At 60.0% G+C, this 20,805-nt stretch carries 16 protein-coding genes; 11 read left to right on the top strand and 5 right to left on the bottom strand.

Annotated features, from left to right (window positions below; translation table 11 throughout):
• Positions 1–15 precede the first annotated feature (15 nt).
• From QP968_RS08410 to lpdA, 3 genes are all read right to left on the bottom strand, one after another.
• Positions 16–774 carry a succinate dehydrogenase cytochrome b subunit gene (locus QP968_RS08410; RefSeq protein ID WP_284855960.1) on the bottom strand — a complete coding sequence of 253 codons (759 nt, stop codon included), beginning with the start codon at positions 772–774 and terminating at the stop codon, positions 16–18.
• Between the two features lie 455 nt (positions 775–1,229).
• A complete protein-coding gene (locus QP968_RS08405; RefSeq protein ID WP_284855959.1) occupies positions 1,230–2,828 on the bottom strand; it encodes a DUF4352 domain-containing protein in 1,599 nt (532 codons plus the stop codon).
• A gap of 151 nt (positions 2,829–2,979) precedes the next feature.
• Positions 2,980–4,392 carry a dihydrolipoyl dehydrogenase gene (lpdA, locus tag QP968_RS08400; RefSeq protein ID WP_284855958.1) on the bottom strand — a complete coding sequence of 471 codons (1,413 nt, stop codon included), beginning with the start codon at positions 4,390–4,392 and terminating at the stop codon, positions 2,980–2,982.
• Between the two features lie 159 nt (positions 4,393–4,551).
• Between lpdA and QP968_RS08395 the strand changes: the two genes are divergently transcribed.
• The 7 genes from QP968_RS08395 to rfbB all read left to right on the top strand — a co-directional run bounded on the left by QP968_RS08395 (position 4,552) and on the right by rfbB (position 14,041).
• Positions 4,552–5,985 (top strand): alpha/beta hydrolase, encoded by a 1,434-nt coding sequence (locus QP968_RS08395; RefSeq protein WP_284855957.1) that lies wholly within the window; start codon positions 4,552–4,554, stop codon positions 5,983–5,985.
• A gap of 481 nt (positions 5,986–6,466) precedes the next feature.
• The gene (locus tag QP968_RS08390; protein WP_284855956.1) at positions 6,467–7,615 is read left to right on the top strand and encodes an alpha/beta hydrolase; all 1,149 of its coding nucleotides are present in this window, start codon (positions 6,467–6,469) and stop codon (positions 7,613–7,615) included.
• Between the two features lie 107 nt (positions 7,616–7,722).
• Positions 7,723–9,723, top strand: a complete 2,001-nt coding sequence (locus tag QP968_RS08385; protein ID WP_284855955.1) for a prolyl oligopeptidase family serine peptidase — start codon at positions 7,723–7,725, stop codon at positions 9,721–9,723.
• 74 nt (positions 9,724–9,797) lie between these two features.
• Complete coding sequence (locus tag QP968_RS08380) at positions 9,798–10,436, top strand: copper chaperone PCu(A)C (RefSeq protein ID WP_284855954.1); 639 nt, start codon at positions 9,798–9,800, stop codon at positions 10,434–10,436.
• 27 nt (positions 10,437–10,463) lie between these two features.
• The gene (locus QP968_RS08375) at positions 10,464–11,750 is read left to right on the top strand and encodes a Dyp-type peroxidase (RefSeq protein WP_284855953.1); all 1,287 of its coding nucleotides are present in this window, start codon (positions 10,464–10,466) and stop codon (positions 11,748–11,750) included.
• Positions 11,751–11,918: 168 nt separating this feature from the next.
• Positions 11,919–12,872: a putative endonuclease domain-containing protein gene (locus QP968_RS08370; protein ID WP_284855952.1), complete on the top strand. Its 954-nt coding sequence runs from the start codon at positions 11,919–11,921 to the stop codon at positions 12,870–12,872.
• A gap of 182 nt (positions 12,873–13,054) precedes the next feature.
• Positions 13,055–14,041: a dTDP-glucose 4,6-dehydratase gene (gene rfbB, locus QP968_RS08365; RefSeq protein WP_284855951.1), complete on the top strand. Its 987-nt coding sequence runs from the start codon at positions 13,055–13,057 to the stop codon at positions 14,039–14,041.
• Positions 14,042–14,074: 33 nt separating this feature from the next.
• Here the strand turns inward: rfbB and QP968_RS08360 are convergent, their stop codons facing one another.
• Positions 14,075–15,220, bottom strand: a complete 1,146-nt coding sequence (locus tag QP968_RS08360) for a bifunctional 2-methylcitrate synthase/citrate synthase (protein WP_284855950.1) — start codon at positions 15,218–15,220, stop codon at positions 14,075–14,077.
• 19 nt (positions 15,221–15,239) lie between these two features.
• A complete protein-coding gene (gene prpD / locus QP968_RS08355) occupies positions 15,240–16,751 on the bottom strand; it encodes a 2-methylcitrate dehydratase PrpD (protein ID WP_284855949.1) in 1,512 nt (503 codons plus the stop codon).
• A 111-nt stretch (positions 16,752–16,862) separates the two neighbouring features.
• On the opposite strand from prpD, the gene QP968_RS08350 reads away from it, so the two are divergent.
• The 4 genes from QP968_RS08350 (at position 16,863) to QP968_RS08335 (ending at position 20,553) form a co-directional block, all read left to right on the top strand.
• A complete protein-coding gene (locus QP968_RS08350) occupies positions 16,863–18,203 on the top strand; it encodes a sugar nucleotide-binding protein (RefSeq protein WP_284855948.1) in 1,341 nt (446 codons plus the stop codon).
• A 14-nt stretch (positions 18,204–18,217) separates the two neighbouring features.
• Positions 18,218–19,081 carry a glucose-1-phosphate thymidylyltransferase RfbA gene (gene rfbA, locus QP968_RS08345; RefSeq protein ID WP_284855947.1) on the top strand — a complete coding sequence of 288 codons (864 nt, stop codon included), beginning with the start codon at positions 18,218–18,220 and terminating at the stop codon, positions 19,079–19,081.
• Positions 19,082–19,141: 60 nt separating this feature from the next.
• Positions 19,142–20,005, top strand: a complete 864-nt coding sequence (locus tag QP968_RS08340) for a DsbA family protein (protein WP_284855946.1) — start codon at positions 19,142–19,144, stop codon at positions 20,003–20,005.
• Positions 20,006–20,097: 92 nt separating this feature from the next.
• A complete protein-coding gene (locus QP968_RS08335; protein ID WP_284855945.1) occupies positions 20,098–20,553 on the top strand; it encodes a DUF4442 domain-containing protein in 456 nt (151 codons plus the stop codon).
• The last annotated feature ends 252 nt before the right edge of the window (positions 20,554–20,805 follow it).

Below are 20,805 nucleotides of genomic sequence, written 5' to 3'. Positions count from 1 at the left end.
TTCCTCCAGCAGTTCCTAAGACACCAATCCGAATGCGATAGCCAGCGGCATCGCAATGTTGGCAATCACAACGATGGCCGGGATCCAGTAAGCCAGGACGACCATGATCGCGTGGCCTCGCTTACCCAGCCAGCCCAGGTCAGACACAGCCAGGTACACACCGTGGGTGAGGTGCATGAAGAGCGCGAGCATTGCCACCACGTAGAACAGGGTGACCGGCCAGCGAGCAGGATCGAACGTAGCGATCATGTTCGCCTTGATGGAGCCTGCGACGAAGCTGTCGGAGGCCACAACCTCACCAATGGTCAGGTCCAGCAGGTGGAAGATGATGAACAGCAGCAGAATCGCGCCGGTCACCAGCATCCAACGAGCAGCGGTGGACTGCAGGCCGCCCATCAGGTTGGTGCGACGGAACTTACCGCGCGACTGACGGGAACGACCGTGCAGGGCGAATGCGCCCCACACGTGCAGCACCAAGCAGGCAAGCAGCACGATGCGGATGATCCACAGCAGCGACTCACCTGGGAAAATGGGCTGGCCCATCGAGCGCAGGAACTCACCGTACTCGTCGATAGCCGGCTGCGCGCCGTGGTCCGGCATGAAGATCTTGAGGTTACCGACCATGTGGCCGATGACGAACAAGAAGAAGAACAGGCCGGTCACGGCCATGATGAGCTTGAGTGCCCAGGTAGGCACTCCGGGCCGCTCACGCAGCGGCTCCTCAGTGATTTTGCCGTGACGAATTGCGTCACGATCTGCGTTTTTTACAGTCATGGCACCTCCAGTGTCGATTTAACTTTACGGTTTCTTTGAGATTTCTCACGAGTCAAACAGGTTTGCTTCTGGTTATTACCCCCGCTTCTCACCACTTTTTAGGCCATTTGACGCGCATCTCTTCACAGTTACTTTCGGGCGCCCCACGGTCCCCCGACCCAATCCCCCTCATTTACCCCCTTTGCGCTGTCGTTTCTCTCCCACCCGGCAAGCCTGGCAACACTTTCCCCATTGCCCCCACCCATAGGTGTGAGGTTTCCCACTTTCAACCCCTAATTTTGGTCACCCCCACCAGGTTCACCCCGAAGGGTGTCAACCTTTGGTTGGTTAGATGAACCTAAGTGAATATGGCCTGCCAATCGGCATAAAACCGCCTGTTGTTCACGCTTTCATGGCAATGCCCCCGGCTCCATTTCGGAACCGGGGGCACAGTATCAGGCTTTTATTTCACAGCACTATTTCACAGCGACGAACTTCTTGTCACCCATGAAGTCCGCGCGGACAGACAGAACGCCTTGGTCCTTCGTGTCCTTCGGCACCGCGATAGCCATGTTGCCGGTAACGCTGCCACCCTTGTACAGGGTCTTGTACAGTTCCAGATCATCCGGAACCACAGCTACGTGGTCGGTCCAGGAGTAGGTATTCCCGTCCACTCCCACATAGTCCACGTCCGCCATAGCGTGGTCACCATCTGCCTTGTCACCGACATACTCAATAGTCAGGTTCAGCATGATGTACTCCATGTCAGCTCCCGGTTCATCATTGAACGGGTTCTCAGACATGACCGTGTTATGCGCGTTCAAGTCAACGGAATTCACCGTGATCACCCAGTCACCGGACTGAATCGGAGTGCCGATCGGCAGCGGATCTTCACGCGTCCCCTTGTGCGAGCTGTTCGGATCCGGCTTGTTATCAGACGACGGCTTTGCCGCTGAAGTGTCCGTAGCAGCCGGAGCCTCCGTACCCTCTGTGGTGCTTGGCGCAGTAGTGGTCGGCTCCGGATCATCAGTGCCGAGTGCCGCCCCGAGAATGCCCAAGGACACGACCGTTCCCACGATGCCACCCAGAACCGAAGCTACAATCGCCGCGATAGCCGGAACCTTCGACTTGGACTGAATAAACAGACCGACGATACCCAGGACAAATGCCACAAACAGCACGACCCAGCCGATGACCTGAATAACCGGAATGCAGGCGAGAATGAAACCGAAGACCGCGAGAATCAGACCAATGATGCCCGCAATATTCGGCTTCTCCCCATCCGCCTGCTGCGTCATACCCGGGTACGGGTTCTGGTAGCCGCCACCACCATATGGGCCCTGCTGGCCGTACTGGCCCTGCTGGCCAGGTTGCCCCTGTGCCCCGTACTGGCCGCCCGCGTACTGCGAGCCGTAACCACCCTGCTGGAAGCCCTGCTGACCAGCCTGCTGTCCGCCCTGTGGCCCACCTTGGAAGCCAGAGTTCTGACCACCTTGCGCATACGCCGACTGCGGTGCACCAAACTCACGGGTCTCATTCGCGCCACCCGGCGTAGTCGGGCGACTCTGACCACCCTGGCTACCCTGCACACCGAAGCTGGAGGCACCGTAACCGGAACCTGACTGCTGTCCGCCGTACTGCTGCCCACCGAACGAGGAACCAGCACCCGCACCGTAGTGGCCGGGCTGGCCTGACTGCGTCGGCTGGCTTGGCTCGCTCGGCTTGCTGGGCTGGCCAGACGAAGCTGGCTTATCGGACTGGCCCGAAGCACTAGCAGAAGCCGACTGGTTGGCCTGGCCGAAGGGGGTTGTGGGGCTCGAGCTGTTCGATGACGGCGTGCTGCCGTACGGGGAACTCGTGTACCCAGAAGAAGTGCTGGCGCTGCTGGTGCTACCAGTGCTGCTAGTGCCATTGGTGCCGCCGGCGCCGGTGGAATACCTCGACGGGGTGTAGCCGCTCGTGCCGGACGAGCCGGCTTGAGAGTCATTACCAGTCTTCGGATCCTTGGGATCTACTGGACCCTTCGGATCGTTCGGGCCCGGGGTGGGGCCGCCATTGGGGTTGTTCGTTGACACGTCTTGACCCTTCTTGCTCAGTTCATACGGTAAATAACATCGCTAACTTTACCGTCCACAAAACAGTTTGGCTTAATAGGCGCTTAAAAAACCCCAAACTCTACCTGCGCAGGTGGAGTTTGGGGCCTACCAGCCGTCGATAAGCAAGTGCTTACAGGTTGATCATGTGGCCTTCAACGCCGTGAGCGATCTCCTTGAGCACCTCAGACAGGGTCGGGTGAATGTGCACGTTACGTGCGATTTCACCAGCGGTGAGGTCAAAGCGCTGAGCAAGGTTGACCTCCGGGAGAAGCTCCGAAACATTGGCGCCAACGAGGTGGCAGCCGAGGATCTCGCCGAACTCACCGTCAACAACGAGTTTGCCGAAGCCCTGGGACTCAGCGAGGCCAAGCGCCTTACCGTTCGCGGAGAACGGGAAGGTAGCAACCTTGATCTCCTTGTCCGCGAACTTCTCGCGTGCCTGCTCCTCGGTGTAACCCATGGAAGCGACCTGCGGGTTGCAGAAGGTAGCGCGCGGCATCATCTGATAATCGCCGAGCTCCAACGTCTCTGCATCCGCGATCGTCTCCGCAGCGACGATACCCATGGCCTCAGCCACGTGAGCGAGCTGCAGCTTCGCGGTGACATCGCCAATGGCGTAGATGCCCTCAACATTGGTGCGCATGCGCTCGTCCACATCAATTGCACCGCGCTCAGTGAGCTCCACGCCGGTGTTCTCCAGGCCGAAGCCCTCCGTGCGTGGCTGGAAGCCAACAGCAACCATGACACGGTCAACGGTCAGGGTCTCCGTGTCGTCAGAGCCCTTCTTCTGAATATCAACCTCAACCGAGTCACCATTGTCGCGCACAGCCGTGGTGGCATGACCCGTCAAGAGCTTCACGCCGAGCTTCTTGTACGCCTTCGCAATCTCGCGGGAGACATCCTTGTCCTCATTCGGCAGGACACGGTCCATGAACTCAACGACAGTGACGTCCACACCGTAGTTGGACAGCACGTACGCAAACTCCATGCCGATTGCGCCCGCGCCGACGATGACCATCTTCTTCGGGGCCTCCGGGTTGAGGATCTGCTCCTCATAAGACACCACGTTCTCAGACAGCTCAATGCCCGGCAGGGTCTTCACCACAGAACCGGTAGCGATGATGCAGTTATCAAAGGAGATTTCCTTCCCCTTGTCATCGCCCTCAGTGATCTCAATCGTCTTAGCGTCCTTGAAGGAACCCAGACCATGGATCTCCGTGATCTTGTTCTTCTTCATCAGGTAGTGGACGCCACCCACGATCTTCTCGGAGACCTGGCGGGAACGCTTGTGCGCGTCCTCATAATCAAAGGACACCTCACCCTTAATGCCAAAGGTCTTCGCCTCATGGTTGAAGATATGCGCGACCTCAGCGTTCTTAATGAGGGCCTTGGACGGGATGCAGCCCACGTTCAGGCAGACACCGCCCCAATACTGCTTCTCTACGACTGCAACCTTCTTACCCAGTTGAGCCGCACGGATAGCGGCGACGTAGCCACCAGGGCCCGCGCCGAGTACTACAACGTCATAATGTTCATTAGCCACGCCCACTAGGATACGTGCGCTTGCGCCTAAACGCTCGGACAGGTTTACTCAAACCGAATTTTCCGCGCCCAAATAGGGGCCTTTACCTCTGATTCAGAGCCTTCCTGAACGGTTTGGCATGATGTACGAAGTTGCCCCGTCATCCAAGAAGGACCCCCTATGAAGCCCTCCCGCCCCGTGCTGGCCGCTGCCACCGCAGGCGCACTCATCGCAGGCTCATTCGTCGCCAGCGAGTCAGCGCCAGTCTTCGCACCGCTTGTCGACGCGACCGAGGTCACCGCTAACAGCGACGCCGACACACCCGAAACCCCCGAGGCCAAGGACGAGCAGGAAGTCTCTACTACGGAAGAAGACGCGTCTGATCTCCCGGTGGAGGTTGTGGACGAGGCTGATGTTGCTGAGGCTGATGCTGCTGAAACTCACGTTCCCGAGGAGATTGTCCAAGAGGCCCAGTCCCAGCCGGATCACGCTGCCCAAGCCCCGGCCGCCGCGCAGATGCGTAAGCTAACCACCCCACCACGGACGGCAAGTGGTGGAACCCAAGCGTGGTTTGCCACCACCACAGGCGCGGACTCCCACGTCGAAGCCTGGGAAGTCTGGTCCGAGTCCATGAACCGCTGGATCCCAGTGGCCCTCATTCCGGCCACCGGACCGGATAAGACAACGCGTATCCCCAACGCACCGACGTTGTACATGCTCAATGGCGCCGGTGGCTCTGAACAGAACGCTGACTGGGTCAACGTCGGTAAGGCTCATACCTACTTCCCTGGCAAAGGCGTCAACGTAGTGATCCCCATGGAGGGAGCTTTCTCCTACTACGTGGACTGGCTCGCCGATGGTCCGGAGCTGGCACAGAAGTCCAACTACTTCAAGGGCGCTCAAAAATGGACCACCTTCTTGGGCCGCGAACTGCGCGAGCCGGTGGAGAACTACTTGGGGGCTGACGCCACCAAGCGCGGCGTTGTTGGCATGTCCATGTCCGCCACATCTTCACTCCTCCTGGCAGAGCACTACCCGGGCGAGTACCAGGCCGTTGGTTCTTTCTCCGGCTGCGCCGCCACCTCCACCTCTATACCCTGGGCTTTTGCTTCACTCACCGTGAACCGTGCTGCTAAGAACCCGAATTACGCCTCCATCACCCCGGCAGATATCTGGGGCCCAATGGGCAGCCCGTACAACCGGTATAACGATGCACTGGTAAATGCGGACAAGCTCGCGGGTTCGGCACTGTACATCTCCAACGCGTCCGGCCTGGCCGCAGAACAGGACATGTACGGCTACCGCCGCAACGATCGTGGCCAAAGCCCCTCGGATGCCCTTAGTGGTTCCATGACCACCACTATCGAAGGTGGCGTCATCGAGGCAGCAACCAACGCATGCACCCATGACCTACGCGCGAAGCTCAACAGCCTGAATATTCCTGCCCATTACGAGTTCAAGAATGCCGGCACACACTCCTGGCCGGTATGGAAGGACGACATGCGTCGCTCCTGGGAAACCGTGATCGGGCCCGCCCTGCTCGGCGACAAGCTCGTGGCCGACTCGGAGAAACTGCCGGACTCCTCGTCCTGGGATGCTGATAAATCCAGCTGATAGCTCCGCATTTAAGCCAAGATCGGCCATCCCCGCTGCCTCGTGAAGACGGTGGGGACGGCCGATTTCTATCTGCAGTTATCTGCAGTGAGCTTGTTCTTAGAACATGCCCAGAGCCAGTGCGATGCCCGAGGACATAGAGGATGCCCCGTGGACCAGGCCGCCGAGGAACTCGTTGATCGTAAGCTGGATCTGCTCGATGGGATTCATGGTGTCCTTTTCCTTGAGTGTTGGTTCTCGATGCCCCGTGGGCCGAACCGTTTTAAGTTACCTTCACGCGGTTATTCGTGAGGAAACAAAGTGTCGTTACAGCCAATCCCCACAATAACATGATTCACTTGGGTCACTTTAGTAACTTTTATCGCTTGTCGGTCAGGGATCGCACAGTTAAAGTCAAGTGCGATCTTAAAGTATCTCTCGGTAACACCCACCGCCACTCAAGCGAATAATGTGAGTGAACCCGAAGCAGTAAAGGAACACCATGAAGCTTTTCCGCTCCGCCCTCGCCATCGCGGCAGCATCCGCGATTGCTTTTGGCGCCACCGTTACCACCCCAGCGAACGCCGCAACCGTCACCGCCGAGCAGGCAGCCGGTGATGCCGCACTGGGCACCGTGAAAAATTGGAATGCCAACCCGGCACCCAAGGCCATCTCCACCGGCGAGACCGCAGAGTGGGTCAATGAGGTTGACGGCAACAAGGTGCAGGCCTATTGGGTCACTTCCCCGTCCATGGGACGCGACATCCCAGTCGCGGTCATCCCGGCGCGCAATGAAGCTGGCCAGCCGGTGCAGAACGCCCCGACGATCTACCTGCTCAACGGTGCCGGTGGCGCGGAGCAGAACAATGACTGGTTGACCTACGCGGACACCCAAAAGTTCTTTGCGGATAAGGGCGTGAACGTGGTCATCCCGATGGAGGGCGCGTTCTCCTACTACACCGACTGGCTGAACACCCCGAAGGCACAGTACTTCCGTGGCCCACAGAAGTGGGAGACGTTCCTGACCAAGGAGCTTCCGGGCCCGATTGAGAAGCAGCTCGGCGCAGATAGCCGCCGCGCCATCGTCGGCTTCTCCATGTCGGGTACCTCCGCACTGGTGCTGCCCACCAAGATCCCGGGCTTCTATGACGCTGCTGCTTCCTTCTCTGGCTGTGCCGCAACGTCCACCTGGGCTCCGTACAACTTCGCTCGCCTGACCGTGAACCGTGGTGCAGGCGCTGCTGGTGCGAATTACCAGAACGTCACCCCGGAGCAGATGTGGGGCCCGATGGGCGGCGACTACAACCGTTGGAATGACGCACTGGTCAACGCCGACAAGCTGCGTGGCACCGCACTGTACGTGTCCACCGCTACTGGCCTTGCCTCTGAGAATGACATGATGGGCACCCTCATAGGCAAGGGCGCAACCCAGGCTGAGGCTTCCGCCGCTGCCATGACCCTGCAGATTGAAGGTGGCGTCATTGAGGCCGCTATCAACTCCTGCAACCATGACCTGCGCGCCAAGCTGGAGAATCTGCAGATCCCGGCGCACTACGAGTTCCGCAACGTGGGCACCCACTCTTGGCCGGACTGGCGCAAGGATCTGGAGAATTCCTGGTGGAAGACCATTAAGCCAGCCTTCAAGATGTAAGAACACTTCCCTACCCCTTGCTAGGCAGCCCAATCCCCTGCTTGCCAGCTTGAGCTGGCTAGCAGGGGCTTTTCGCTGTTTCGAGCACGTGATTAGTGTGGGTGGGCATGAGCACACAGTTCACCCCTGACCTCAGCATTAAGCCGGAGCTTCTCGACGAAATCACCGGCCCCGCAGCCCTCACCTGGGCCACCACATGGTCGGATGCCACCGAGCAAGCCGTCCGCGCCCAACTCGGCACAGCCGAGCTGGAGCAACGGATGCGTGAGGCCTTAGATACGGAAGACAAAATCCCCTATGTCAGTCGCCGTGGGGAGCACCTGTATAACTTCTGGCGTGACCGGAATCATCCCCGCGGGGTGTGGCGCCGTACCACCACGGAGGAGTATCTCGCTGGTGGGGAGGGGTGGGAGGTGCTGGTGGACGTCGATAAGCTTGCGCATGCTGAAGATGAGGATTGGGTGTGGAAGGGTGCGACCGTGCGCCCACTGCATCATGACCGCGCGCTGCTGCAGCTTTCGCGCGGCGGGGCGGACGCGGTGGTCGTGCGCGAGTTTGATCTGGCGCGCGGCGAGTTCATCGAAGATGGCTTCACACTGCCGGAGGCGAAATCTGATGTGAGCTGGGTGGACCTGGACACGCTGCTCGTGGGCACGGACCTGGGCGCGGATTCGGTGACGGAGTCCGGTTACCCGGTTGAGGTGAGGCGCTGGACACGTGGCACTGAGCTGGCCGACGCACCGATGATTTTCCGCGGCGAGCACAGCGATGTTGCCGTGGGCGCGCGGATGGACCACACCCCCGGTTTTGAGCGCGTAACCTTCTCGCGCGCGCTGGATTTCTACACGTCGCTGACATTCATGGGCGATGCGACCGGCCGCATGACGCTTATCGACGCCCCCACCGATTGCACGGTTGTCCCCCACAAACAGTGGCTTTTCCTCGTCCCCCGCACCCCCTTCGCGGGCCTGCCCGCCGGCGCGCTCGGCGTCATCGAACTCGACGCGTTCCTCGCTGGCGACAGGGACATCCGCACGCTTATCAGCGACTCCCCCATCGACGACCTCTCCATCACCTCCACCCACCTCCTGGTGACCACCCTGGACAATGTGGTGACGCGTATTTCCCGCTTTGAGCTGGGCACCTGGGAGCGCTCTGAGGTGGAGCTGCCGGATGCTGCCACCGCGTCCGTCGTGGCCACCAGCCCACTGGACCCAATTCATGGTGAGGAAGTGTGGATCAACGTGTCCAACTTCACCACCCCCTCAACACTGCTTCGCGACGGTGCGGTGGTGCGCCAAGCCCCAGCCCAGTTCGACGCTTCGGGGCTGGAAACCCGCCAGCACTGGGCAACCTCAGCCGATGGGACGAAGATCCCCTACTTCATCACCGGTGATTTCAGACGTGGGCCGCGCCCCACCCTTATCGGCGGCTACGGCGGATTCGAGGTCTCACTGACCCCGGGCTACTCCGCCATCCGCGGCATGGCCTGGCTGGAACAAGGCAATTTCTTCGTGCAGCCCAACCTACGCGGTGGTGGAGAATTCGGCCCAGAATGGCACTCCCAAGTAGTGAAGACCAACCGGCACAAAGTGTGGGAAGACCACCGCGCCGTCCTCGAAGACGTGGTGGCTAGGGGTTACAGCACCCCTTCGATGCTGGCCATTCGCGGCGGCTCCAACGGTGGCCTACTCACCTCCGGCGCACTGGTCCAATACCCGGAGCTCTTCGGCGCCGCCGTCATCCAAGTCCCGCTCACGGACATGCTGCGCTACCACACGCTGTCCGCCGGCGCGTCCTGGATGGCCGAGTACGGTGACCCAGACATCCCCCAGGAGCGGGCAGCAATTGAGACATGGTCGCCCTTACAGAATATTGCCTCCAACGTCCCATACCCGCCGGCGCTAGTGACCACCTCCACTCGCGATGACCGCGTTCACCCAGCCCACGCACGCACCTTCGCCCTTGCGCTGGCCAAGGCCGGGCAACCGGTGGACTACTTTGAAAACACTGCCGGCGGTCATGCCGGTGCCGCGGATAACCAACAGGTCGCACGGGTAGAAACACTCATCTACCAATGGATCAATAAAAAGTTGGAAGAAAGGTAAACTTTTCGGGAACTTTCCGGATTCTTAACGCGACTAATCCAACACATCGTTCCACCGACAGAAGGACCACTACGATGCTGAACTCAAAGAAGACCATTGCTCTGGCCGCTGCACTCTGCGCCGGCTCTCTCGGCTTGGCCGCCTGCTCTGACAACGGCGACTCAACTGACACCTCTACAACCACCTCCGCCGTGGAAAGCACCACAGCTGTTGAGGCTGACAACAGCGCAGCAGCTATCCAGCTGGTCGACGGCTACTGTCGCGCCAAGGCAGCTGTGGATGACACTGATGCACATGAGCACATGACCGAGAAGGACATGAAGCACGCCGACATGACTGCTTGCTTCGGCCAGTTCAAGAACATGTCCGACAAAGACATCAACGTGGTTTCCTTCTCCTCCCCGACCCTCGAGGGCGCAAGCACCGAACTCCACGAGACTGTGGACGGCATGATGCGCGAAAAGGAAGGCGGCTTCACCATCCCGGCCGGCGGCACCTACGACCTGGTCCCGGGTGGGGACCATCTGATGATCATGAACTACCCTGACGCCATCCCGGCCGGTGATAGCCTGACCGTCGAGCTCAAGCTGGATGATGGTTCCACCATCACCACCGAAATCCCGGTGCGTGAACAGCCTTCCGGTGAAGAAAACTACGCAGGGGACATGGACAACATGGAGCACATGGACCACGGCGACCACGCCGGCCACTAAAGCCCGAAAGGAGCAGCGCCACCCGCCATGACTGAACAGCACCATCCAGAGAACGCGAAACAGCAGCCAACCGAAGCAACCCGCCGCCAATTCTTACGTGGCGCAGGTACTGCCGGTGCGGCAGGTGTCGCTGGACTCACGGTGATGGGGTTGGGCGGGTGCGCTGAAGGCTCCCCTTCAAACGAGACATGGCCGGGCCAAGGTTCAAACGAATCCGGCGATAATGACTTTCTTGCGGAAGCCCGGGTTCCTTTTGATGGCCCCCACCAAGCGGGTATTTCCACGCCCGAGCAGGCCTTCATCAAACTCATCGCGTTCAATCTCAAGGACAGCAAAACCAACCGCGACGACGTGATCCGGCTGATGCGCCTTTGGACCGATGATGCACGCCGCATGTGCAGTGGTGTAGCCGGGCTCGCCGACTTGGAGCCCGAAAATCTCGAATCAACTGCGAACCTAACCATCACGGTTGGTTACGGGCGTAGCCTGCTGGACAAAATCGGTCTCAGCGATAAAGCGCCGGACTGGCTCGATGATCTGCCTGAGTATTCCCGGGATGAGCTCGTAGACACCTGGAGTGGCGGTGATATCTGCCTCCAGATTTGTTCTGATGACCGCTTCACCCTGTCCCACGCTGCTCGGTTCATGACCAAGACGGCACGCACCTACGTTGACGCTGCATGGGTCCAGGATGGCTTCCTGCATGCCCGTGGCTCCATCGAGCCGGGCACCACGCCACGCAACCTTTTCGGTCAGCTCGACGGCACCGCCAACCCAGCCCTGGACGAGCTGGACGATATCGTGTGGATCAATGAAGGCCCCGAGTGGCTCCACGGTGGCACCGCCATGGTGATTCGGCGCGTAGCCATGCTGATGGATGAATGGGACATTCTTGACCGCGCATCCCGTGAAGTGGCCATGGGCAGAACAATCGATACCGGCGCCCCACTGACTGGCACCGACGAATTCGATCAACCCGATTTTGATGCGCTCGATGAATACGGCCTGCCCGTCATCGACCCGAATTCCCACATGGCGCGCGCTTTTTCCACCGACCGTTCCGAACGGATTTACCGCCGGCCCTACAACTACGACATGCCACCGGGCCCAGACACACGCGGTACTTCCAACGCCGGCCAGATCTTCATCTGCTTCCAAAAGAACCCGCTGAAACAGTTCGACCCCATCCAAAAACGCCTCGACGAAGCGGATCGCCTCAACGAGTGGATCACCCACATCGGTTCCGCTGTGTTCGCGGTGCCACGCGGCACGAAAGAGGGCGAATACTGGGGCCAGGATCTGTTTGAGGTCTAGCTAAGACTCTGCCGGGTGAAGGATGTGCGCCTTCCCGCGGAGGCCACCGACAACCAGATTGCGATGACCTGCGCTTTTACAAAAACTGGCGCGCGTCCGGATGCTAAATCTTTCACCCTCTCAAAGTTCAAGGGAACCGAAGCGGGGTCAGCGGCGGTCTAAGTAGGTATGAGCAACGTTCAGAAAAACCTACCGAACAACCTACGGACCTACCGCGAACTACACGATTCCATGGATGTGACCCCCTCTGTGCCGGGTGGCCTCTTCCGTGGTGGTCCTGGAACCCAAGTCACTGAGAACATCTACACGTCACTACCCACAAACCTCGCGCGCCCCCTCTATCCCGCACCGGCTGCGGCGCGTGCAATAGCCATGGCGATGGAACACCCCGGCCACATCATTGCGGGGATGAGTGCGTTGGCTGTGTTCGGGATGCCCTACTTTGCTGATCACTGCCACACCACACTGTTCGGCCCCGTAAAACGGAACAAACCGCCAACCCAGTTCAGCCCCCTCGTTCAAAGGCCAACCAGCTTGGAACATTGGTATGTCTACTTCGAGGGAGTGCCCCTCAAAATTTCACCACCGTCCATTGCCGTTATTTCTGCTTTGAACATGATCCGGGCAAACGTTCACCGGTGGGCAGCCTCGCATATTGATGGAATTACGCACCAGGAAATGCAGTCCATCCAGCTCATTGACGCTGCACGCCGGTTCCTAGCTATTAGTCCTGAGGACATTTTCACCGCTGGAAAGGACAGAGTGAACAAGCACTGGCTCCAAAAAGTTGTGGGGTTCTCTACAGCCAAAGCGGACTCACCCAAAGAAACTGAGATGCGCCTATTGGCCCACGCATTGTGCAAAAAACTTGGCTTGATGGTTGTTGAGCAGCACCCACTGTGGGCTGCCGGTTCTCTGGTCACTGTGTTTGATCTGGCGATTCCGGAATTGAAAGTGGCCATCATGTACGACGGCGAACACCACCTGAAACGGGAACAGCGTGATTGGGATTCGCTGGTCAATGTTGAAGCCGCATTGCAGGGTTGGACTGTCATCCGAGTGACTGCCGGTACGCTCCCACGTTTGCCTGAGTTCCTGACACGGGCGGCGCAGGCGGCCTAATCAGGCTGGGTGAAGGATTTAGTGCCGCGCCCTTAGTGCCACCCCAACACCAGTTTCCATCAGTGCAGGTCAGGCCACTGCGATCCCTGGCCACATCTCGGCCGGATGCAAAATCTTTCACCGCCCGAACGGAGCCAGCCCGAACCGAGCCAGCCCAAACGGGGCCAGCTAGCATGAGTGCCATGACTATGCTCGTCACCGGTGGTGCCGGTTTCATTGGCTCGAACTTTGTGCACATGGTGGCGCAGCGCTATCCGGATACTCGCGTCATTGTTCTGGATGCGCTGACCTACGCCGGTAACGCGGAAAACCTCAAAGGTGCAGGCAACCAGGTCGAGCTGATCAAGGGCTCTGTTGCGGACCCCGTACTGGTGGATGAGCTGTGCCAGCGGGTAGACACGATCGTGCATTTTGCAGCGGAGTCCCATAATGACAATTCGTTGCGCGATCCGTCCCCCTTCCTAAAAACAAATGTGGTGGGCACATTCACACTGCTGGAAGCGGCACGAAAATATGACAAGCGCTTCCACCACATTTCCACAGATGAGGTTTTTGGGGATCTGGCCATCGATGATCCGGCTAAGTTCACAGAAACGACGGCGTACAACCCGTCCTCGCCCTACTCGGCGACAAAAGCGGGGTCAGATCACCTGGTCAGAGCATGGGTGCGCAGCTTTGGGGTGCGGGCGACGATTTCGAACTGCTCCAACAATTACGGCCCTTACCAGCACATTGAGAAGTTCATCCCGCGGCAAATCACCAATCTGCTCACCGGTCGCCCGGCCAAGTTGTATGGCACAGGCGAGCAGGTGCGCGATTGGATCCACGTGGATGACCACAATGATGCTGTTCTGGCCATCTTGGAGCGCGGCCGCATCGGCGAGACCTACAACATCGGCGCCAACGGCGAGCACTCAAACAAGGACGTCATCGAGCTCATCTGCGAATTAATGGGTGGCACCTACGAGCATGTCGCGGATCGCCCTGGGCATGATCAGCGCTACGCGATGGACGCCACCAAACTCACTGAGGAACTCGGCTGGAAACCCCGCTACACGGATCTGCGCGAGGGGCTCGAGCAGACGATTGCCTGGTATCGCGAGAACGAGGCCTGGTGGCGCGACGCAAAAGATGCTGTTGAGCAGGACTACGCCGCGCACGGCCAGTAGGCCACGGACAACAAGCCATGGCCTACTAGCCCCTTAGTCCAAATGCCTCTCATCCGGCCCGTTGTACGCGGCGAGCGGGCGGATGATGGTGTTGTTCTCAAACTGCTCAATGATGTGGGCGGTCCACCCGGTGATGCGCGCCATGACGAAGAGCGGGGTGAAGAACTCGATGTCGAATCCGAGGATGTAGTACGCCGGCCCCGCTGGGAAGTCCAGGTTGGGCATGATGTTGATTGACGTGTTCTCGTACATGGTTTTGGCCATGATGTCGTACATCTCTACCCACTTGTCGGCGTTCTTCTCTGGGTGTTCGGAGGCGAGTTTCTTGAACGCGGCTTCCATGGTGGGCACGCGGGAGTCGCCCTTTTTGTACACGCGGTGACCGAAGCCCATGACGAGCTCTTTGTTCTTGAGCTTGTTCAGGGTCCACTCTTCGGTCTTGGCCGGGTCGTCGATTTCAACGAAGTTGTGCATGACAAACTCGTTGGCGCCACCGTGCAGTGGCCCCTTGAGCGCGCCGATCGCCCCGGTGACGGCAGACCAGGTGTCGGACTGGGTGGATGTGATCACACGCGCGGTGAATGTGGACGCGTTGAAGGAGTGCTCCGCGTACAGGATCATGGATTTCTCAAAGGCTTCCACGTCAGACGGGATGGTGGCGGGTGAGCCTTCACCGTCGCCGAAGACCATCCACAGGAAGTTCTCCGCGTAGCCGCGGTTCACGTCGGGCTCGATGTAGCCCTCCCCGCGTCGGCGGCGAATGTCCAGCGCAATGATGGTGGGCAGTTTGGTCAGCAGGGTCAGCGCGATGTCGCGGATGTGGTCAGAATTCGGGGTGAATTTCTCCGGGTCGCGCGTGCCCAGGAAGGACACGGCGGTGCGCAGCACGTCCATCGGGTGGCAGTCCTTCGGCATCGCCTCGATGACGCCAATGAGCTCTTCATCAAGACCACGGCGCGCGCGGGCAACGCGGTAGAACTCGTTGAGTTCGTCTTCGTTGGGCAGCTCGCCGTTCCACAGGAGCATGGCTACTTCTTCGAAGCTGGCGCCCTCGGCAAGCTCATGCACGGGGTAGCCGCGGTAGAGCAGCGAGTTGGTGTCAGGGTTGACTTTGGAAATCTGGGTGTAGTCAGCGACAACACCGTAGAGGCCTTTGCGGATGTCGGGTTGCTCAGTCATGTTCAGCTCCTTAGTCGGGTTAGAAGATGCCCTCAGGCGTTGCCGGGGCTGTGGCGAGCGCGTCCTGCGTGAGACGCACGTTGAGTTCGCTCAAATCAGTGAGGTTTTCCAGATTTTCAGCGGCCGCGAGGAAGCGGTCTTGCTCTTGCTTATCGACGAGCCCCTCCGCCAACGTCCTAAACTTCCGGATGTAATCCGGGCGGGTGAAGGGGCGGGCGCCGTCCGGGTGCGCGTCCGCAAGCGCGAGCTCATCTTCGATGACCTCGCCGTCGGCGAAGGTGATCACGGCGCGGGCACCGAATGCCTTCTCGGCGGGATCGGTGGAGTGATAGCGGCGTGTCCACTCGGGGTCTTCGACGGTAGAGATCTTGTGCCAGAGTTCCACCGTCTCCGGACGGCCAGCACGCTCCGGGGAGTAGCTGTCCACGTGGTGCCATGTGCCGTCTTCCAGTGCCACGGCGAAGATGTACATGATCGAGTGGTCCAGCGTTTCACGCGACGCGGTGGGATCCATCTTCTGCGGATCATTCGCACCGGTGCCGATGACGTAGTGGGTGTGGTGCGAGGTGTGCAGCACGATGGAGGCAATATCCGTCGTAGAACGTCCCGCGTCAATAAGCGTCTGGCGCATGCGACGCGCAAGGTCGATCGGGGCCTGGGACTGGTATTCCGCGGAGTGCTCCTTGGTGTAGGTGTCCAGGATCGCGCGTTTGGGTTCGCCCGGCGCGGGCAGCGGGACCGTGTAGGTGCGGTCCGGGCTGTGCAGCATCCACGCGATGACGCCGTCCTCCCCTTCCCAGATCGGGGCGGGTGCGCCTTCGCCGCGCATGCACCTATCGACGGCCTCGATGGCCATCTTGCCCGCGAACGCCGGCGCATAGGCCTTCCACGAGGAAATGAGGCCCTTGCGGGACTGGCGGGTCGCGGTGGTGGTGTGCAGCGCCTGGCCGACGGACTGATAGATCGTGTCCACGTCCAGATCAAGCATCGTGCCCAGGCCGGCGGCCACGCTGGGGCCGAGGTGAGCCACGTGGTCGATCTTGAACTCATGCAGGCAAATGCCCTTGACCAGGTTCACCTGAATCTCATACCCGGTGGCAATGCCACGGATAAGCGCCTTACCATCCAGCCCCTTGTGCTGTGCCACGGCGAGCAACGGCGGAATGTTGTCGCCCGGGTGGGAGTAATCCGCGGCGAGGAACGTGTCATGGAAGTCCAGCTCACGTACGGCGGTGCCGTTGGCCAGCGCAGCCCATTCGGCGGAGTAGTGGCCATCAATGCCAAAGACGGTGGCGCCCTGCTTGTCCACTGGGTGGGCTTGAGCCATCACGCGGGCCGAGGTCACCGGGCGGCGCACCACCGATGCCACGGCCACCGCCGCATTGTCGATGATGCGGTTGATGATCATCTCCGTCGTCTCGGCCGGCACCTCCACGGGATCAGCCGCTACCTGGGCAACCTTGTACGCGAGGTGTTCTTCATACGGGAAATCTTCTGCGGAACGGTGCGTGCGCACCTGGTGGTTGATCATGCGTGGTCAGCCTCCTCAAAGGGTCTCCAAAGTGGGTGCTGGTTAGTATTGCAAAACTAGCTATCTAGCGTGTGCGATTCAGTGAATATTCAGGGGATTAAGATGGCGGGCATGACTGACACGAACACGGGCATCGATGGGCTTGTTATCAGAAAACTGCAGGTCCACGGCGATAACCGCGGCTGGTTCAAGGAGAACTGGGCGGGGCAGCCGCCGATGCGCGTGGAGCAGAACAACGTGAGCTTCAACGCCTCGCGCGGGGCGACCCGTGGCATGCACGCGGAGCCGTGGGACAAGTACGTGTCGGTGGCCACGGGTCGCGTGTTTGGTGCGTGGGTGGACCTGCGGGAGGACTCCCCTACCTTCGGTGCGAAATTCGGCTGCGAGATCGGCCCCGATACCGCCGTGTTCGTGCCACGCGGGGTGGCCAATGGCTTCCAGGCACTCGAAGACGGCACGACGTACATCTACCTGTGCAATGCCCGCTGGAACCCGGATGCGCAGTACGCATTCTGTTCCTATCGGGAGATCGAGTGGCCACTGGAGCCCACCGAGGTATCGGAGAAAGACCTGGCCCACCCACCACTGAGCGAAGCACAGCGCGTGGCACCGCGCCGCACGCTGGTGACGGGTGCGAATGGGCAGCTCGGCAGGGCTTTACAGCAAGTTTTGCCTGGCGCCGACTTCTGCACCCGCGAGGACTTTGACCTCACCGCACCCGTGGAAGACCTGCTGGCGGCACGGGACTGGACGCAGTACTCCACCATCATCAACGCCGCTGCCTTCAACGACGTGAACAGCGCCGAAACCGCAGAAGGCCGAACAGCCGCATGGGAGGTCAACGCGCTCGGCCCGGCGAAGCTGGCCCAGATCGCCGCGCGCTATGACCTGACGTTGGTACACGTCTCCTCGGACTACGTCTTCGACGGCACCGTAAAAGAGCACACGGAGGAAGAGGTGCCGAGTCCGTTGTCGGTGTATGGGGCGTCGAAAAGCGCAGGTGAGGCGGCGGCTGCTGTGTGCCCGCGCCATTACGTCGTGCGCACGGCCTGGGTCTTCGGTGACGGAGCGAATTTCATGGCCACGATGGCACGGCTGGCCGCCAATGGCACAACGGTCAAGGTGGTCAGCGATCAACGCGGGCGGCCAACGTGGGCGGAGGACCTAGCCAAGGGCATCGTGCACCTGTTAGATGTGAACGCGGAGTATGGCATCTACAACATCACCTCCGGCGGGGATCCAGCATCGCGGAATGAGATCGCCATGGCCACCTTCATCGCCACCGGCTCCGACCCAACGGGCGTGACCCCGGTGACCACCGCGCAGTACCAGGAGCTCAACGGCCCAGAAGCTGCCCGCCCGGCGGAATCAACGCTGGCGTTGGACAAGATTGAGGCTACCGGGTTCACACCGACGAATTGGCGCGTGGCACTCGCCTTGTATCTGGGCTAGCTAGACTTCCAAACATGAAGGGCATCATTCTCGCCGGCGGTTCCGGCACACGGCTGTACCCGATTACAAAGGGCATCTCGAAACAGCTGATGCCTATTTATGACAAGCCAATGATCTACTACCCGCTGTCCACGCTGATCAGCGCGGGTATCCGGGAGATCCTGGTGATCACCACGCCGGAGGACCGTGAGGCTTTTGAGCGTTTGCTTGGTGATGGCTCCGCGTGGGGCCTCATGATCGACTACGCGGTGCAGCCCTCCCCCGATGGCCTGGCACAAGCCTTCCTCATCGGGAAAGACTTCATCGGGGATGATTCGGTGGCCCTCGTCCTTGGGGACAACATCTTCGACGGCACGGAACTCACCCGCCTCATGAATGAGGCGACGGCCCCTGACGGCGGCGCGATTTTCGCCTACGAGGTGAGCGACCCGGAACGCTACGGCGTGGTTAGCTTCGATGACAGCGGCACGGCCACCGCCATTGAAGAAAAACCCGAGCATCCCCAGTCCAACTTCGCCGTGGTCGGACTGTATTTCTACGACAATGACGTGGTGGAGATAGCCGCATCCATCGAGCCCAGCGAGCGCGGGGAGCTGGAAATCACCAGCGTCAACGATGCCTACCTGAAGCAAGGCAAGCTCAAGGTTCATCGCCTGCACCGCGGGGATGTGTGGCTGGATACAGGCACGATCGATTCCATGAGCGAGGCCAGCGCCTACGTCGAGGTGTTGCAAAAGCGCACGGGCACGGTCATCGGATCGCCCGAGGTTGCCGCGTATCACCAAGGTTTCATCGATGCGGAGACGCTAGAGGAGCTTGCCGCACCCATGCTGAAGTCGGGCTACGGGCAGTATCTACTCGATGCCGCCCGCGAGTAAGAATTGCGGTATCGTGCGGTCGCACGCTTATCCGCGAATCACCCCTCAACCGGAGACCCCATGACCAACAACACCCCAAAGACCAAGATTCCGCCCTTGATGTGGGCTTTCACCATTGTTTTCGCCCTGGCTTCCGCCGTAGGCGGCTACGTCATCGGTGAGCGCGATGGGCAGCAGAACGCCCTGAACCAGATGGCGGAGCAGGTCGGTGGCGTTGGTCCGGACGGTGCGGTGGTTGAAGGAACCAGCGCCGGTATTCCTGATGGCGCCACCCCGGGTACCGATTTCAGCCCGGTGAAGGCCAATTCCAATGGCTTCTTCGACGCCACCATCCACGGGCCGAGCGCCCCCATCACCTCCCAGGATGAGATTGATAACGCTGCTCGCCGCGACCCCAAGGACCCGATGGCGGTTGGTGCTTTGGACGCACCCGTCGTTATCGCTGAATTCAGCGATTGGGAGTGCCCGTTCTGCATTCGCCACGCCACCACCGTGGAACCGGAACTGATCAAGGAATACGTGGACGAAGGGTACGTGCGCATCGAGTGGAATGACCTGGCTGTCCAGGGCCCTGCATCCATCGCTGCTGCCAAGGCTGGTCGCGCGGCTGCTGAGCAGGGCCGTTTCGCCGCCTACAAGGATGCCTACATGGCTGCCGCGGCTGAGAAGGGTGGTCACCCGGGCTTTGAACTCGAGGACTTCATCGGTTTTGCCAGGAAGGCTGAAGTCCCTGACATCGATAAGTTCATCGCCGATGCCCAAAGCGATAAGTACGACGACGCGATCGATGAGGCACGCAACTACGCACAAGGCCTGGGTATCACGGGGACGCCCGGGTTTATCATCGGTAAGAAATTCCTTGCCGGTGCGATGCCTATCGACGATTTCCGCTCCGCCATCAACACCCAACTCGCCGCCAACTAACCGGGCTGAGTGTGATCCACACCTCACCCCGCACCCCGGTATAGTTAGCTCCGTTTGATCCATGATTACCAACACTCAGACGGAGCTTTTTCATGCCCCACTACACTGCACGCCAGCTGAAAAACTTCATGAGCTTCTGGCCTCCCTTCTTGGGCGCCGGCGTGAAAGTCAAGGAATTCGCCGATGATGGCACCCGCGTCGTGGTCACGCACAAGGCAAACATCCTGACCAAGAACGCCATGGGCGTGGCCTTCGGCGGCACCATGTCCGCCATGACGGACCCCTTCTTCATGCTTGCCTCCATGCACCGCCTGGGCAAGGAGTACCGCATCTGGGATACCGCCGGCGAGATCAAGTACGTCAAGCCGGGCCGCGGCAAGATCACCGCTGACATGCGCATCCCGGAGGAAACCTACGCGCTGATCAAGGAAAAGACCGCGAACGGCGACAAGTACCTCCACTGGTTCGACGTAGACATCGTCGACGAGGAAGGCGACGTCGTCGCACACGTGCGCCGCCAGGTCTACTACCGCCGCAAGCAGCAGTAGATCGGGTGGCTCCCCGCGATCAGATTTTGAAAACGCTACAGGATTTCACTAAACGCGCAGGACGTGCAACCGACTTTGAGGCTTAAGGGTCAAAAAGTGTGTCTGGATTGGCTGATTTCCAGTAGGTGACCTGCATTAACGTTGAAAGTATATGCTCTGCAGGCGTATATCTGGTCCATCGTCGCTCAATCCACGGTGTGGCTGTCGCAATGTGCTAAGCAGCGGTGGTTCGGTTACCCAATGCCAAAGAAC

This window comes from Corynebacterium sp. MSK041 (assembly GCF_030232265.1).
Taxonomy (GTDB): domain Bacteria; phylum Actinomycetota; class Actinomycetes; order Mycobacteriales; family Mycobacteriaceae; genus Corynebacterium.
This window is presented reverse-complemented; position numbering and strand designations above follow the sequence as displayed.

What these genes read in the sequence shown, in the direction of transcription:
- QP968_RS08410 (WP_284855960.1), bottom strand. Translation starts at nt 774, where the DNA reads ATGACTGTAAAAAACGCAGATCGTGACGCAATTCGTCACGGCAAAATC.
- QP968_RS08395 (WP_284855957.1), top strand. Translation starts at nt 4,552, where the DNA reads ATGAAGCCCTCCCGCCCCGTGCTGGCCGCTGCCACCGCAGGCGCACTC.
- QP968_RS08390 (WP_284855956.1), top strand. Translation starts at nt 6,467, where the DNA reads ATGAAGCTTTTCCGCTCCGCCCTCGCCATCGCGGCAGCATCCGCGATT.
- QP968_RS08385 (WP_284855955.1), top strand. Translation starts at nt 7,723, where the DNA reads ATGAGCACACAGTTCACCCCTGACCTCAGCATTAAGCCGGAGCTTCTC.
- QP968_RS08380 (WP_284855954.1), top strand. Translation starts at nt 9,798, where the DNA reads ATGCTGAACTCAAAGAAGACCATTGCTCTGGCCGCTGCACTCTGCGCC.
- QP968_RS08375 (WP_284855953.1), top strand. Translation starts at nt 10,464, where the DNA reads ATGACTGAACAGCACCATCCAGAGAACGCGAAACAGCAGCCAACCGAA.
- QP968_RS08370 (WP_284855952.1), top strand. Translation starts at nt 11,919, where the DNA reads ATGAGCAACGTTCAGAAAAACCTACCGAACAACCTACGGACCTACCGC.
- rfbB (WP_284855951.1), top strand. Translation starts at nt 13,055, where the DNA reads ATGACTATGCTCGTCACCGGTGGTGCCGGTTTCATTGGCTCGAACTTT.
- QP968_RS08360 (WP_284855950.1), bottom strand. Translation starts at nt 15,220, where the DNA reads ATGACTGAGCAACCCGACATCCGCAAAGGCCTCTACGGTGTTGTCGCT.
- prpD (WP_284855949.1), bottom strand. Translation starts at nt 16,751, where the DNA reads ATGATCAACCACCAGGTGCGCACGCACCGTTCCGCAGAAGATTTCCCG.
- QP968_RS08350 (WP_284855948.1), top strand. Translation starts at nt 16,863, where the DNA reads ATGACTGACACGAACACGGGCATCGATGGGCTTGTTATCAGAAAACTG.
- rfbA (WP_284855947.1), top strand. Translation starts at nt 18,218, where the DNA reads ATGAAGGGCATCATTCTCGCCGGCGGTTCCGGCACACGGCTGTACCCG.
- QP968_RS08340 (WP_284855946.1), top strand. Translation starts at nt 19,142, where the DNA reads ATGACCAACAACACCCCAAAGACCAAGATTCCGCCCTTGATGTGGGCT.
- QP968_RS08335 (WP_284855945.1), top strand. Translation starts at nt 20,098, where the DNA reads ATGCCCCACTACACTGCACGCCAGCTGAAAAACTTCATGAGCTTCTGG.